Raw genomic sequence first — 13,338 nt, forward strand, 5'->3', positions numbered from 1 at the left:
CAAAAAGCGCTAGTCCGAAATCTTCCGTTCCATGACCCGCTGATACAGCCTTGGCACCAAGCCGTTCAGCCACCACGCCATCCAAGCCACCCGTCCCACGGGAATCATATCCGCCCCTTTGGACACACCACGCAAGATGACGGCACTGGCTTGCTCCGGTGTCATGATATCAACCGCATCCGAGGCCGCGCCGGGCCGCGACAGCCCATTCCCCTGATCATCGGGCCGACCGATATTTGTGCCCACAAAGGACGGCGCCGCGATTTGAACCCGCACGCCATAGGGGCGTTCTTCCGAGCGAAGGGATTTAAAGAACCCCTCCAGAGCATGTTTGCTAGCGGCATAGGCCGTCCGGCGCGTCAGCGGCGCAAAGCCCGCAACCGAAGACACTGCCAGATGGGTGCCCTTGGATTTGCGGACCGCCTCCAAGAACAACGCGGCACAGGACACCGCGGCGAAATAATTCACCTCGAACAACTTGCGATGGGCCGCCATTTCTTGCTGGTCGAACGCACCAATCAGGGTCAGACCCGCATTGTAAATCACCAGATCGATGCTGGGCCGCGCCTTGAGGATCGAACCAACGGCCTCGCACAAGTCTTCCTCGCGGCACAGGTCGCTCGCTAGCGCGGTCACGCCGTTTTGGGCGGCAATTCGGTCAAGCTCGGGACCTGGAAGGTCTAGCACCACCACATGCCAGCCCGCGCGCAAAAGATCATGGGTCAACGCCTGTCCCAGCCCGCCGGCACCGCCTGTAATTACGGCCGTTTTCAAAGGCCCGCCGCCCTTTTCCAAAGCTCGAAAACCTCGGCGCTTGTCAACTCCGGCGTATATCCGAAATCCTGCTTCAAGGCGGTGTTGTCCAGCACAGGGCGATATTTCAGGAACCGCACCTGCTCCGGCCCGTACCGTGCCAGGCCGAGCGGTTTGGCCACCCGCAATGCGGCTTCAATCAACCACGCGGGCAGTTGGCGCAGCGGCTTGCCCATTGCTTTGGCCAAATCCGGCAGACCCAACGCGCCATCGCCAGCAACGTTAAAAATGCCTGCAGGCCCGTTTGTGGCCGCGCGGAGCAAAATTCGGGCAAGGTCTTTGGTCCAGATAAATACAAACGGGCTTTCATAGCCCCTTAGCATCAGCAGCTTTGGGCTGCGGAACAATGCCGTGATCTGGTTCTCAACCCCTGCCCCCAGCACTGTGCCAACACGCAAGATCACCTGCTGCAACTCAGGATGATCGCGTCGCGCCTCGGCCAGCATCTCTTCGACCAAGCGCTTGTGGTGCGAATAGGGAAACGCCTCATTGCCGCGGATCGGGTCCGTTTCGGTCAGCGGCACCGCATTGTCCGCATGATAGCCATAGGCGGCCCCCGATGACGTAACCACGATGCGCCCCACCCCGTGCGTCACACAGGCCCCAATGACGGCACGGCTGCCATTCACGTCAACGTCATACTCGAACTCGCGCGTGGAGTTTTTCGGCGGCGACACGATGGAGGCGAGATGGACAACTGTATCTGGCTTCACCGCCCCGATCACATGGTCCGGCGCGTCGGTGGTGACATCCAGCACCTCGAACCGCACCCCGTCGGGCAAGGTCGGGCGACGCAAGTCAGTGGCGATCACCTCATGCCCTGTGCCTGCCAGTTCCTGCATCAGCGCCTGCCCAACAGCGCCCGCAGCTCCGGTGATTAGAATCCGCGTCATCGCGCCGCCTCGGTCCGGTTAAACAATGCCGCCAGTGCGATGCCAGAAATCGCGTGCCAGATTCCCCAGAACGCGGCTACGACCGCCATCCCACCAAGCCCGCCGAAAAAGCCGAAGATCAGCACCAAGCCAAGGCCGGAATTCTGAATGCCTGTCTCGATGGTAATCGCGCGACGGTCATAGGGGCTGAGGCCTGCCAGCGTTGCGGCTATGAACCCACCCGACAGCGCCAACGCATTGTGCAGGACGACTAGCCCTGCCACCATCCACGCATACTGCAAAAAGAACGCCCAGTTTGCCGCCAAGGCCAGAATGACAAAGGCCACGAAAATCCCCAGCGACACATGCTGCAACGGCTTGCGCAAACGCGCCGCAAGCTCGGGTCTGGCGTTGTTGAGCCAGATGCCAAGCACCAAGGGCAAGAACAGCATCAGCGTTACGGTGATCGCGATCTGGATCGGGTCGATTGCCGTCGCTTTCAAAATCTCGCGCGTCGGGCCGTAGAGCCCGCCCCAAAACGCGATGTTGAGAGGTGTAAGCAGCACCGCACCCACTGTTGCGAACGCTGTCATCGACACCGACAACGCGGAGTTCCCCCCCGCACGGTGCGTGATGAAATTGGAAATGTTTCCACCCGGACACGCCGCCACGAGGATCAACCCCAACGCGATGGAGGGCCGTGGATTCAACGCTAGCACCATAAGAAATGTCAGCGCAGGCAACACCAGAAATTGCGAGAACAAGCCGGTGATCAAGGCCTTGGGCGAGCTTGCGACACGACGGAAATCGTCCGGCTTCAAATCCAGCGCAACCGAGAACATCACCACCGCCAGAATGGCATTCAGAAGCATGAGGCTTCCGGGGCTGAAATTCAGCAAGATGCCGTCTACGTCGCCCATCACGCCCCCGCTTTCAGCGTTCTGATCTGCTTTGTCACCGCGTTCCGGTAGGTGTTTTTATCAACGTAATAAGCCATGCGCGGCAGGTCGATATAATTCATCCCACCAGTCGCACGCTCAAACCCCTCAGCCTTTTCGGCCTGAAGCGCCTTGGCGGCGGCAGTCCCCTTACCCAAGCCTGCAATATAGCGCGCGACCATTTCGGCTTGCTCATGCCGCCCTTGCCAACCAAGGCCTGACGCTTCGACCATACCCAGCACGAACAGATCATCCCGTGTGGGATGCATGGCATTCAGATACAGATGCGGGGCAGAGCCCTGCCAGTTGAGCAGGGCATCATCGATAAACGGATAGTGCAACTTGTAGCCTGTCGCCGCGAGGATCATGTCGTACTCACCCTGCGTGCCATCCTTAAAATGAACGGTCTTCCCGTCCAGCCGCTCAATGTCGGCGCGGATCTTGATATCCCCGTGCCCTGCGTGGAACAGGATAAGCGAATTCACCACTGGGTGGCTTTCGTAGAGCGCATAATCCGGTTTCGGGAACCCGTATTTCTGAGGGTCGCCGACGAACCACTTCAGAATGGTCCCGTCAACTTTGCGCTTGAGCCACATCGGCAGCTTGATCGCCCCGCCCATCGTGTCCGCAGGTTTGCCAAACACATATTTGGGGACAAAATAATAGCCGCGCCGCATCGACAATTCGCACGACACTCCGTGGTGAATGGCATCCACCGCAATGTCGCAGCCAGAGTTGCCCGCCCCCACAATCAGCACGCGCTTTCGTTCGAACTGCTTGGGGGAACGATAGGCGCTGGAATGAATCAACTCGCCATCAAATGCGCCATTGAAGTCTGGCATATTGGGTTCTGACAAAGTGCCGTTGGCGATCAAAACCCCCGCAAAGACGGCAGATTGCGTTGCACCATCACAGTCCCAAGTGACGCGCCAGCCGTCACCGCTATCCCCAAGCGGCTCAGCGGACAGGATTTTTGCGCCAAAGGTATAGTGCTCATAAAGGCCAAATTCCTTTGCGAACCCTCGAAAGTAATCGCGTAATTCGCGGTGCGACGGGTATTCGGCGACACTGTCATCCATCGGATAATCGGCGAATTCTGTCATGGTTTTGGACGAGATCAGGTGCGCGGTGTCATACATTGTGGACAGCGGCGCATCTATATCCCACAGCCCACCCACATCGCTGTGTAGCTCGAACCCGTGAAACGCGATGCCTTGCTCTGCAAGGTTCTTTGCCATCGCTAGGCCCATCGGGCCCGCTCCGATCAGCGCATAGGAATTTTCTGTCCCCGTCAGCACTGCCGGGACCTTCGCCTGTGTCATGGAAATGTCTCCTCCGTCGCAAATTAAATTGAACGATCGTTCAAACTAAGGCAAGATGTATTTTGAAAGGACGTGAAGTGAATGAATTAGAAAGAAAAAGAGCGCCGTCCAAACGGTCCTTGGCCACCCGTCAGCGGATATTCGACGCCGCCGAGCAGTTGTTTGCAGAGCGGGGATTCGAGGGCGCATCGATCCGCGATATTGCGAAAGCAGCCGATGTGCAGACCGCTCTGGTGAACCACCACGGCGGCCCGAAGGAAGTGTTTTTCGAGGCCATTGTCGCCCGCCGCGCCCAACCATTGGCCGTGTTGAGACAAGAGCAACTCACTCTGATTGCACCGACCTTATCGACCGTCTCTGATGACGCTGCCTTGAGCGCCATTCTAACTGCATTTATCGGGCCGTTCTTGCATCTTGCTGAGGATGATCTGGGCTGGCGGGCCTATGCACGGCTTGTGGCGCAAATCTCCTCCGATGTGCGATGGTCGGATTTGGCCGCGACCTATTTCGATCCTACGGCGCAGCATTTCTTGGTAGCGCTACAATCCCGTTTTCCGGATGCGCAGCCCTTGGCCATTTCTCAGGGATTTGTCTACACGGTCTCCTCGATGCTGGCCCTGTCAACGTCGCGCTGGCGCATCGCCGCGCTTGCAGGGCAACCCGCACAAGGCGGCGCGCACGTTGGGCTAGACGGCTTAGTCACATACGCAGCCGCGGGCTACATGGCTCTCTTGTCGAACGCCAGCTAAGGCGCGTCGTATGTTGGTCGCACTTTAATGGCTGCAACGACGCGACCCTTAACGCTCCATCGCGCCCTTGCCCGCAAGTATTTTGTCACGAAACTTCTCGATCCGGGCCACGCGGGTCGCGGATGTCTTGGCCTGATTGAGGTTGAACATGTAGCTCTTCTGCCGACCCGGTGTCAGGGCGTGAAACGCGTCAGCCAACTCCGGATCATCGTCCAGCGCCGCGCTCAGCTCATCGGGCATATCGCTCTTGCGGTCGACTTTCGGTGGTTTCGTCCCTGCCTCGGCATGAGCCATCAACTGCCCCAGATATGACCGGATCACCGGTTCCATGATGCTAACCTGTGCAAAATCCCTAAAGCGGATTGTTCCGGGCGTCTGACTGTTCGGTCCCAGCTTCTCCAACACGCCTTCGGTGTCTTTCAGAAGTCCAGGGTTCATGAAGCTAAGCCTGAAATCGCCCTTGAAGGCGCCGAGGATCGCGATGTTGCGGTCAGCGTGCATATAGGTGGGGTGCGCCCACTTCACAGTTTCTACCAACCCCATATCAAGGCAAATGCGGCGCAGATCGCGCAGCCCGTCGACCCACCGCTGCACTGAACATTGCGGCGTGTCGAAGCGGCCGCACCGACCACACCCCTTGGTAAAGAAATCATCCGCGTCGGTGATCATCGCCATCCCCAGTCGCTCCTTTCGCACCCGAGCCGCACCCTCTGAGGCACATTACTCCCCTTGGCCGAGCGCGCGAATGATTTCATTGAGTGTGATCGCGCGGCGGAACCGTTTTTTTGTGCGGGAACGCAAGCTCCCGAACTTGATTTGGAATGCCTGAGTATCGCGCACAGCCGTTCATACTATATCCACTTCCAAGGCTTTTCACTTGATACGACAAGTCTCGCGAGACTCGATGCGCCAGCCAAAGAGTGTACTGGAAGTCGGCCAACCAGGGCGGCTTTGAGAAATAGGGCTTTGGGCGTAGACTCGTTCCAAACACTTATCCGGAGCGTGTCGTGCTGAAAATTGATGAACAGATCGAGACCGTCGAACGCCTCAGGGAGCTATTGCCAACCGAGGGTTTCACCAACACTTTCCTCAAGGTGAGTGACCGCTTGAATGACGTGGCCCGAAAATTCATCGAACTTGCGCCATTTGTTATTGTGGCCACCAAAGCAACCGACGGCCTCATCGATGTGTCGCCCAAGGGCGACCCGGCAGGGTTTGTAGAGGTTTACGACGACAAGACGCTTATCATCCCCGATAGGCTTGGCAACCATCGGGTCGACGGGTTTCAAAACCTTTTGGAAGACCCCAATGTGGCGCTATTGTTCATCGTGCCCGGCCATGGAGACACACTCCGAATTGCTGGAAAGGCCCGCATCGTGAAGGACGCAGCCATTAGCAAAAGGCATGCGGTAAACGGAAAAGAGCCATTGCTCGCCTTGGTGATCGAAGTCGAAGAAGCCTTCATGCATTGCTCGAAGTCTTTCATCCGCTCTCGATTGTGGCATCCGGATCATTGGCCCCCGCGGAAGTCTGCGCCGACGCTTGCAGAGTGGGTAATTGAGACGGTTGATAGAGAGCAAACGCTCGACGACGTTCAGGAAGATCACTCTGCCGATGAAGGCGCTCGCCTATACTGAATAATGGTATTTAGCTTTCCGGTGCTGCGGAACTTTGCTGCGTGAATGGTAAGTTCTTTCAGAACCTCAAGAGCGCTTGAACAGCTCCGCCTCGCTCGTAAGAACAAACCACCACTTTGCCCCAAACGCCTCCTACGCCGACCGTCTGCTAGAGCAGCTTCTTTCGTATCGCCTCTGCGACAGCCTGAGCTGCGGTTTTGGCTCCAAGCGCAATACGCGCCCGTCTCAGGCGATCCTTGATCGTAGAGATCGGGACACCCGTTTGCTCTGCGAAATCCTTGAGAGTCTCGCCTTGTGACAAGGCCCACAAAACGTCCCGTTCGGTAGGCTTCAATAAGGCGATCGTGCCCCCTTCCAAAACCGCCTTGTCTAACAGGCCTTTGCATAAATCGATCTCTGCGTCCGTGTACTCTCGGTCGGCGCGCGCCACTGACAGAATAGAGAACCGTCCGTTCTCTAGTCGCGAAGTGACAACACCGAAATTCAGCCCATACTCTTTTGATTTTTCAAGGACCCCGTGGAAGTCGTTTATTCTGATTTCCGACCAGCGTTTGGAACCGCTGTTCAGGACCGACCACAGAAAGACCGGGTCGCCCATTGCATAGCCGCCTTTGACGTAAACCTTGACCCACGCCTCTGGCATACCTTCGACGAAGTCGCTGACCGCATCAGTGATGCTTGCATTTCGAACGACCCTAAACCCTGATGGTGCAAGGTTTTTTATGTCACGCAAGAGTGCATCGCTAAATCCCGAACTCATCCGCGCCCTCTTTAAAACTGTACGATCGTACAGTTCTGAAAATGAGGCGTGAAGTAAAGCTCAAAGTCTAGATAGATTAGCAGGCGAATCTTTACGTAGGGGAAGCCAGGAGTAGTCCCATGTCATCCATTCAATCCCAGTTCCTCGATCTTACGGCGCATAACACCTGCTATGACGCAATCGATCCGCAAGTGGCGCTCAAAGACAGCGCCTCAGATAAAGTCATATTCATCGCTGGTGCGTCAAAGGGGATCGGTCAGGCCACCGCCACGGCTTTTGCGCAAGCAGGTGCCAAAGCGGTCTACCTCACAGCACGCTCTGAGGAAGCCCTGAAAGAGACGCAGAACCTTGTGAGGACTGCCAACCCGAACACACGATGCGCTTACGCGGTTTGTGATGTCACGGATGCACGCCAAGTTGAAGCTGCAGTAAAGGATTGCGCAGCACAGTTCGGAGCCATCGATGTCGCAGATGCCAACGCGGGATATCTTGGGCCGTGGGTTAAGATCGGTGAAAGCGATCCGGAAGGCTGGTGGCGCAACTGGGAGGTCAATATGCAGGGCAGCTACCACGTTATCCGCTACACCTTGCCCCATCTGATCGAGAGCGCCAAGACACGGGGCGCCGAGGGCCGCAGCGGCGGCCATCTTATCCTCATCTCGTCAATCGGTGCGCAGTTTGTAATGCCGGGCGCGTCCGACTACCAAACCTCCAAACATGCTATCAACCGTCTGTGCGAGTTCGTGCAAAGTGACCACGACGAGGACGGGATCAAGTGCTTTGCTGTCCATCCAGGTGGCGTCGCGACGGATATCGGGCACAGCATGCCCGCCCATATGCATGAGTATCTTGTCGACGACCCGAGTTTGGCCGCGAGCTTTGCTGTCTGGCTGAGCACTGGCGACGCGGATTGGGCCAAAGGACGATACCTGAGCGCCAACTGGGATGTCACAGAGCTTACCGCGCTCAAACCCGAAATATTGCGGGACGACCTGCTGGTGAACCGACTGCGCGCCAAAGCGTAACACCTCAAAACAGCCAATCTCTGAAGTCACAGGAATGAACATGACACACCCTCGCCTCTCCAAGTCCGCCTGCCTTGTCGCATCCCTTGTCGTAGTTACCAGCGGCACCCCGATATTTGCCGAAACGTCTGGCCAAGGCGCAGAATTGGCCTGTGATGCCACGATGATGAGCGGCAGCATCGCGCAACTGAACGCGACCCATGCCACTGTAAATACATCCATCCTAATCGACGCCCCAGCGGCAGATGTTTGGGCCACCCTAACCGATTTCGAGGCTATGGCAGATTGGAGCACGGGCACCTTGCAGGGCATGACCGGCGACATCCGAAATGGCGGACGCGTCGTGATCACTTTCCTCTTCGGGGTTGACGAAAATGGCGACCCTGTTGCGAACGAAATTCCGCACACACTGATCTATGAAGAGGGCAGCAAAATCGGATGGTCTGATCCATTCCCAGCGGACATCGGGGGTGGGCACGACAATCATTTCTATCAAGTCCAGCCCTGTGACGACAGAACGCTGTTCATTCAATCCGACGGCATTGTCGACAACCCTTATGCCGCAAACTTCGTCACCCAACTTTTGCCGATGTATCAATTATTCAATGCAGAGCTGAAGGCCGCCGCAGAGAAGTAACCTGCATCTTGGCGGCCCACGATTGCCTCAGTTTGGTGCAGTCGTGGACGTCGCCTAACGATGACAGATCTGCTCGCCGCTCTTCAACGCGACGTCGTGACCTTCGGAAGCATCAGTCTTTTCCGTCTGATCGTTCACAAGCATCCACCCGATCCAGCGCTGCGCGCCATACGGATCAAACTCTACAAAAAAAGGGGTGGTGGCGGACAGACAGGGATTCGAACCCTGGAGACGGTCTCCCGCCTACACACTTTCCAGGCGTGCGCCTTCGACCACTCGGCCACCTGTCCGTGGCGCAGGGTTTAGCCAAAAGCACGGGGGAAGCGCAAGGGGCAAATCGGCTCTTTTCAGATAGATATTAAACCCGTGTCGCCGCAGGGCCATCTTAGCCGTCCAGATGCAGGTGCACCCGTCGGTTATTGCGGCCCTTGTTTTCGATCTTGCCAATGCGCACGCGGCCAATCTCTGACGTGCGGGCCACATGGGTCCCGCCACAGGGTTGCAAGTCAATCTGCTCCCGCTCGGTTCCGATCCGCACGAGGCGCACGCGCCCTGCCCCTTTGGGCGGCTGCACCGACATAGTTTTCACCAACCCGGGGTTCGCCTCCAGCTCTGCGTCGGAAATCCACTGCTCAGTCACGTCTAGATCGCGGGCGATGAGCGCATTCAGCTCGTCCTCCAGCGCAGCCTTGTCTTCAGGCGGCTCTGGCATATCAAAATCGAGGCGGCCCTTCTCTGCGCCGATCTGACCGCCAGTCACCCCCAAAGGGATCACCACAGATAGCAGGTGCAGCGCCGTGTGAATCCGCATATGCGCATGGCGGCGATCCCAGTCGAGCACTTGAGTCACGACCGCATCATGCTCCGGACGTTCAGCGCCCTCTTCCGGGACCAGAATGACCTGTTCACCGTCGCCTTTGCGCGCATCTATGATACGACAACCACCGCCATCCCATTCCAGCTTACCCGTGTCTGCGGGCTGCCCGCCCCCTGTGGGGTAGAACAGCGCGCGGTCAAGAACGATACCTTGGCCGGACAGCGCAAGAACGGACCCTTGCGCCTGTTGCATGTAGGCGTCATCGCGAAACAACAGGCTCATGCGTCCGGGTCCTTCTTTGTGGTTTTCTTCGCAGCTGGTTTCTCGGCGGGAGGCGGGTTCAGCGCTTCGGGGTTGCGCAGCCAGACATCGCGTTGGGCAAACGGTATCTCGATCCCTTCCGCAGCAAAGCGGCGTGCGATTTCATGCCTCATCTCCGAGGGCACTTTCACCACGTAGTTCACATCGCGGATAATGGCGCGCACTTCGAAATCCAGTGAGTCAGCCCCAAATCCCGTAAACAAGACATTCGGTGGCGGGTTCAGGATCACCAAAGGCTCCGCCTCTGCGATCTCGCGTAAAATCCGCTCAACCTTGCGGGTGTCGGTTCCATAGGCGACCCCTACGGGCAAAATAATCCGCCCTGTCAGGTTGCCTTTGGTCCAGTTCGTGACCGAGGTGGAGATCAGGTCGGCGTTCGGCACGATAACATCGCGACGATCAAAGGTCTCTACCCGCGTCGCCCGCACCGAAATATCGCGCACGACCCCCATGGTGCCGCCGACTTCGATCCAGTCGCCTTCGGAAATCGGTCGCTCGATCAACAGAATGATCCCTGACACGAAGTTCGACACGATGGTTTGAAGGCCGAAACCAATACCCACCGACAGCGCACCAGCCACAATTGCTAGCGACGACAGATCAATCCCCGCGCTGGTGATCGCAATCAGCGCCGCGAGGAAAATCCCGATATAGCCGGTCCCCGCGACCATGGCATTGCGCCCGCCCGTATCAAGCTTGGTCCGTGGCAAAATCTGGCCTCTGAGCGTGCTTTGCATCAAGCGGGTCAGGCCATAGCCGAGGATGAATATGATCGCAAACTTCAGGAAATCCACTGGCGAGATACGGCTTTCGCCCAAAGGCACACCTGCGGCCACAAGCTTCCACGCCTCGCTCAGGTCGGTGACGCGTGCGCCCCAGATCAAAGCAAGAATTGGCAGCGCACACAGCACAAGGCCAAAGCCGATGAGGACAGGGATCAGGCCTGTGGAGCCTGCTTCCTCTCCACGGATCATGGCATAGATGTCGCGCACCAGACGTTGAAGGATCGCAACGCCAGCCATCAACGCGAGCGTCAGATAGGAAGAATAGACCAAGGCGTTTGCAGCAAACGTGTATCCGATCGCTGCAAGCACTGGCCCCAAAATGGCCACGACCCGTGCGCCGCGCCCCAGATAGCGAACGACGACGCCAGACGGGGCTTCCGCCGAAGGATTGTCGCCCTCTGCCAGCGCTGCATCCTCGGCCGCTTTGGCTTGTGCGGCTTTGGCCGACGTCACCATCAGCTGCGCAATGCGGAACAGTATCAACCCAGCCAAAACAATGACTGGCAACCCCAACACGGAGGCGGCTGTTTCGGACATCAACCCTGCGGTCAGAAGGCCTGTCACCGCCGCGTTCGCCGCAATCAGTAGGCCCCCGAAATTAATCAAGACCCGCATCTGCAGGCTCTGCCCCTCGCTAAGCAAAAGCAGTGCATGAGGCGGATATGCGGGAGGCGCGATCTGACGGCCAAGCCAGCGGGCGACGTAGATGATGATGACCACAGCGGACAGAATATCAAGCAGCGATGACCCCGCGAGACCGCTCAACTGGCTCTGATCCGCGGCAGTCAGCAGCAGGATCAGGCCGGTGATGGGCAACACCACAGCGACAAGCGAGATCAGGAAAACGCCGACCCTGACACGGGCACGGCTGGAATGGCGACTGCCCCGCAGCGCAGTCAGCCCCCGCTCGACCCACGCACCTCCGCGCAAAACCAGCGCAAGGCCTGCCACAAGCAACACCACGATCAGCGGCAGATTGCCTTTCAATTCTTCGGAGCGAAGGGTCGACGCGTAGTTGGTCTTCACCTCGGCCACGACCTTGCCCCAGACGTCGGCAAGCGATAGCGCCGCTTCGGGCCAGAGAGCCGGATTCACAGGCGTCGGATTAAGTTCTAGGATCTGGTTGGTTTGCCTGTCCCTGACGATACTATCGAGCCGAGAGATCAAACCATCCGCGCGCGTATACGCTTCTTCCGCCCGTCGGATCGGCGCTGTAATCGTTTCAAGCTCTGTATTGAGCTCGTTACGACGGTTGGAAATCTCGACCGCTTCAGTTTCGCCGTCAGCGGGGGCGGCCCCAAGCGCTTCGATCTGGCTTTTCAGAGTGGCAATACGGTCTTTGTTGACAGACTGGCGGCGCAAAAACAGCTCGCGCCAACTGACCAGCTGTGCACGTAGCGTCTGAAGCCCGTCAAGAGAAGCACGGTTGGCCTCCAAAACGTCATTGGCCCGCGTCGCGTCCTGCTCCCACGCCTCATAATCCGGCGCGCCTGTCTCTAATGTGACTGCTTGCGCCAAAACGGGGCCATGCCCTGCAACAACGCCGAAACACAACGTCAGCGCAATAAGCAGCGCGCGCAACAAACCAAAACCGGTCATCTATTCGTAGACGCTTGGCATTAACTGAGGCTCGCGCGCCAGCCACTCAGGGAATGGCAGGCCCTTTTCTTTCAGGAACTCCGGGTTCCAGAGCTTCGATTGATACCGCGTGCCATAGTCGCAAAGGATCGTCACGATTGTGTGGCCCGGCCCCATGTCTGTTGCCAGCCGGATCGCGCCCGCAATGTTCACGCCAGAGGATGCGCCAAGGCACAGGCCCTCATGCTCCAGCATGTCGAAGACAATCGGCAAAGCCTCTTCGTCAGGGATCTGATAATTGTAGTCCGGCGTCAGCCCCTCAAGGTTCTTGGTGATGCGCACCTGACCGATGCCTTCGGCAATCGAGCCGCCTTCCATGGTCAACTCGCCCTTGGTGTACCAGTCGTAAAGCGCGGCGCCCATCGGGTCGGCCAAACCGATCTTCACACCCTTGGGCTGCAACGCCATGGCGATCCCCGCCAAAGTGCCGCCAGAGCCCACAGCGCAGATGAAGCCGTCAACTTTGCCGCCGGTTTGCTCCCAAATCTCAGGGCCAGTCGTTTCGATATGCGCCTGACGGTTGGCAACATTGTCGAACTGGTTGGCCCAAATGGCCCCGTTCGGTTCCGTCGCGTTCAACTTGTTTGCAAGCCGCTCGGAATAGCGCACGAAGTTGTTCGGGTTGCGGTAAGGCGCCGCGGGCACCTGCACCAGTTCGGCCCCCGCGAGGCGCAACATGTCTTTCTTTTCTTGGCTCTGCGTCTCTGGGATGACGATCACCGTCTTGAACCCCATGGACGCGCCCACCAATGCAAGACCGATGCCCGTGTTGCCCGCCGTGCCTTCAACGATTGTGCCGCCCGGTTTCAGCGCACCCGAGGCAATGGCCTCGCGAATGATATAAAGCGCGGGGCGATCCTTGACCGATTGGCCGGGGTTCATGAATTCGGCCTTACCGAGGATTTCGCAGCCCGTTGCCTCGCTGGCCGCGTTCAACCGGATCAGCGGCGTGTTGCCCACCAACTCGACTAGATTCTTTCTGATGGTCATCAGCGACAACTCCTGTTCAGCACTTAGCCTTTGA

The 13,338-nt window shown here is 58.0% G+C and carries 13 protein-coding genes and 1 tRNA gene; 4 read left to right on the top strand and 10 right to left on the bottom strand.

Annotation, left to right across the window (positions count from 1 at the left end; all coding sequences use genetic code 11):
* Positions 1-9: 9 nt before the first annotated feature.
* Genes BM352_RS13300 through BM352_RS13315 form a run of 4 tightly spaced genes read right to left on the bottom strand, consistent with a single transcriptional unit; the run spans position 10 to position 3,945 of the window.
* Positions 10-774: an SDR family NAD(P)-dependent oxidoreductase gene (locus tag BM352_RS13300; RefSeq protein ID WP_090220254.1), complete on the bottom strand. Its 765-nt coding sequence runs from the start codon at positions 772-774 to the stop codon at positions 10-12.
* Positions 771-1,706, bottom strand: a complete 936-nt coding sequence (locus BM352_RS13305; RefSeq protein WP_090217662.1) for an SDR family oxidoreductase — start codon at positions 1,704-1,706, stop codon at positions 771-773. The genes BM352_RS13300 and BM352_RS13305 overlap by 4 nt, the downstream gene beginning before the upstream one ends.
* Positions 1,703-2,605, bottom strand: a complete 903-nt coding sequence (locus tag BM352_RS13310; RefSeq protein WP_090217664.1) for a bile acid:sodium symporter family protein — start codon at positions 2,603-2,605, stop codon at positions 1,703-1,705. The genes BM352_RS13305 and BM352_RS13310 overlap by 4 nt, the downstream gene beginning before the upstream one ends.
* Positions 2,605-3,945 carry a flavin-containing monooxygenase gene (locus BM352_RS13315; RefSeq protein ID WP_175500686.1) on the bottom strand — a complete coding sequence of 447 codons (1,341 nt, stop codon included), beginning with the start codon at positions 3,943-3,945 and terminating at the stop codon, positions 2,605-2,607. The genes BM352_RS13310 and BM352_RS13315 overlap by 1 nt, the downstream gene beginning before the upstream one ends.
* A 77-nt stretch (positions 3,946-4,022) precedes the next feature.
* Between BM352_RS13315 and BM352_RS13320 the strand changes: the two genes are divergently transcribed.
* A complete protein-coding gene (locus tag BM352_RS13320) occupies positions 4,023-4,694 on the top strand; it encodes a TetR/AcrR family transcriptional regulator (RefSeq protein ID WP_245780991.1) in 672 nt (223 codons plus the stop codon).
* Between the two features lie 48 nt (positions 4,695-4,742).
* Here BM352_RS13320 and BM352_RS13325 read toward each other — a convergent pair whose 3' ends face one another.
* A complete protein-coding gene (locus BM352_RS13325) occupies positions 4,743-5,369 on the bottom strand; it encodes a YdeI/OmpD-associated family protein (RefSeq protein ID WP_090217668.1) in 627 nt (208 codons plus the stop codon).
* 332 nt (positions 5,370-5,701) lie between these two features.
* Between BM352_RS13325 and BM352_RS13330 the strand changes: the two genes are divergently transcribed.
* Complete coding sequence (locus BM352_RS13330) at positions 5,702-6,331, top strand: MSMEG_1061 family FMN-dependent PPOX-type flavoprotein (protein ID WP_090217671.1); 630 nt, start codon at positions 5,702-5,704, stop codon at positions 6,329-6,331.
* 148 nt (positions 6,332-6,479) lie between these two features.
* On the opposite strand, the gene BM352_RS13335 is transcribed toward BM352_RS13330, so the two are convergent.
* Positions 6,480-7,091 carry a helix-turn-helix transcriptional regulator gene (locus BM352_RS13335; RefSeq protein WP_090217673.1) on the bottom strand — a complete coding sequence of 204 codons (612 nt, stop codon included), beginning with the start codon at positions 7,089-7,091 and terminating at the stop codon, positions 6,480-6,482.
* Between the two features lie 119 nt (positions 7,092-7,210).
* On the opposite strand from BM352_RS13335, the gene BM352_RS13340 reads away from it, so the two are divergent.
* Positions 7,211-8,116: an SDR family oxidoreductase gene (locus tag BM352_RS13340; RefSeq protein WP_090217676.1), complete on the top strand. Its 906-nt coding sequence runs from the start codon at positions 7,211-7,213 to the stop codon at positions 8,114-8,116.
* Positions 8,117-8,156: 40 nt separating this feature from the next.
* Positions 8,157-8,753, top strand: coding sequence for an SRPBCC family protein (locus tag BM352_RS13345; RefSeq protein ID WP_175500687.1), 597 nt, complete (start codon positions 8,157-8,159; stop codon positions 8,751-8,753).
* 200 nt (positions 8,754-8,953) lie between these two features.
* Here BM352_RS13345 and BM352_RS13350 read toward each other — a convergent pair.
* The 4 genes from BM352_RS13350 to BM352_RS13365 all read right to left on the bottom strand — a co-directional run bounded on the left by BM352_RS13350 (position 8,954) and on the right by BM352_RS13365 (position 13,304).
* A tRNA-Ser gene (locus BM352_RS13350) sits at positions 8,954-9,043 on the bottom strand.
* Between the two features lie 95 nt (positions 9,044-9,138).
* Positions 9,139-9,852: an alanyl-tRNA editing protein gene (locus tag BM352_RS13355; protein ID WP_090217682.1), complete on the bottom strand. Its 714-nt coding sequence runs from the start codon at positions 9,850-9,852 to the stop codon at positions 9,139-9,141.
* Positions 9,849-12,275, bottom strand: a complete 2,427-nt coding sequence (locus BM352_RS13360) for a DUF3772 domain-containing protein (RefSeq protein WP_090217685.1) — start codon at positions 12,273-12,275, stop codon at positions 9,849-9,851. Before BM352_RS13360 ends, BM352_RS13355 begins: the two co-directional genes overlap by 4 nt.
* Positions 12,276-13,304 (bottom strand): cysteine synthase A, encoded by a 1,029-nt coding sequence (locus BM352_RS13365; protein WP_090217688.1) that lies wholly within the window; start codon positions 13,302-13,304, stop codon positions 12,276-12,278.
* Between the last annotated feature and the right edge of the window lie 34 nt (positions 13,305-13,338).

Source organism: Litoreibacter janthinus, from assembly GCF_900111945.1.
GTDB classification, from domain to species: Bacteria; Pseudomonadota; Alphaproteobacteria; order Rhodobacterales; family Rhodobacteraceae; genus Litoreibacter; species Litoreibacter janthinus.

What these genes read in the sequence shown, in the direction of transcription:
- BM352_RS13305 (WP_090217662.1), bottom strand. Translation starts at nt 1,706, where the DNA reads ATGACGCGGATTCTAATCACCGGAGCTGCGGGCGCTGTTGGGCAGGCG.
- BM352_RS13310 (WP_090217664.1), bottom strand. Translation starts at nt 2,605, where the DNA reads ATGGGCGACGTAGACGGCATCTTGCTGAATTTCAGCCCCGGAAGCCTC.
- BM352_RS13315 (WP_175500686.1), bottom strand. Translation starts at nt 3,945, where the DNA reads ATGACACAGGCGAAGGTCCCGGCAGTGCTGACGGGGACAGAAAATTCC.
- BM352_RS13325 (WP_090217668.1), bottom strand. Translation starts at nt 5,369, where the DNA reads ATGGCGATGATCACCGACGCGGATGATTTCTTTACCAAGGGGTGTGGT.
- BM352_RS13335 (WP_090217673.1), bottom strand. Translation starts at nt 7,091, where the DNA reads ATGAGTTCGGGATTTAGCGATGCACTCTTGCGTGACATAAAAAACCTT.
- BM352_RS13340 (WP_090217676.1), top strand. Translation starts at nt 7,211, where the DNA reads ATGTCATCCATTCAATCCCAGTTCCTCGATCTTACGGCGCATAACACC.
- BM352_RS13345 (WP_175500687.1), top strand. Translation starts at nt 8,157, where the DNA reads ATGACACACCCTCGCCTCTCCAAGTCCGCCTGCCTTGTCGCATCCCTT.
- BM352_RS13355 (WP_090217682.1), bottom strand. Translation starts at nt 9,852, where the DNA reads ATGAGCCTGTTGTTTCGCGATGACGCCTACATGCAACAGGCGCAAGGG.
- BM352_RS13360 (WP_090217685.1), bottom strand. Translation starts at nt 12,275, where the DNA reads ATGACCGGTTTTGGTTTGTTGCGCGCGCTGCTTATTGCGCTGACGTTG.
- BM352_RS13365 (WP_090217688.1), bottom strand. Translation starts at nt 13,304, where the DNA reads ATGACCATCAGAAAGAATCTAGTCGAGTTGGTGGGCAACACGCCGCTG.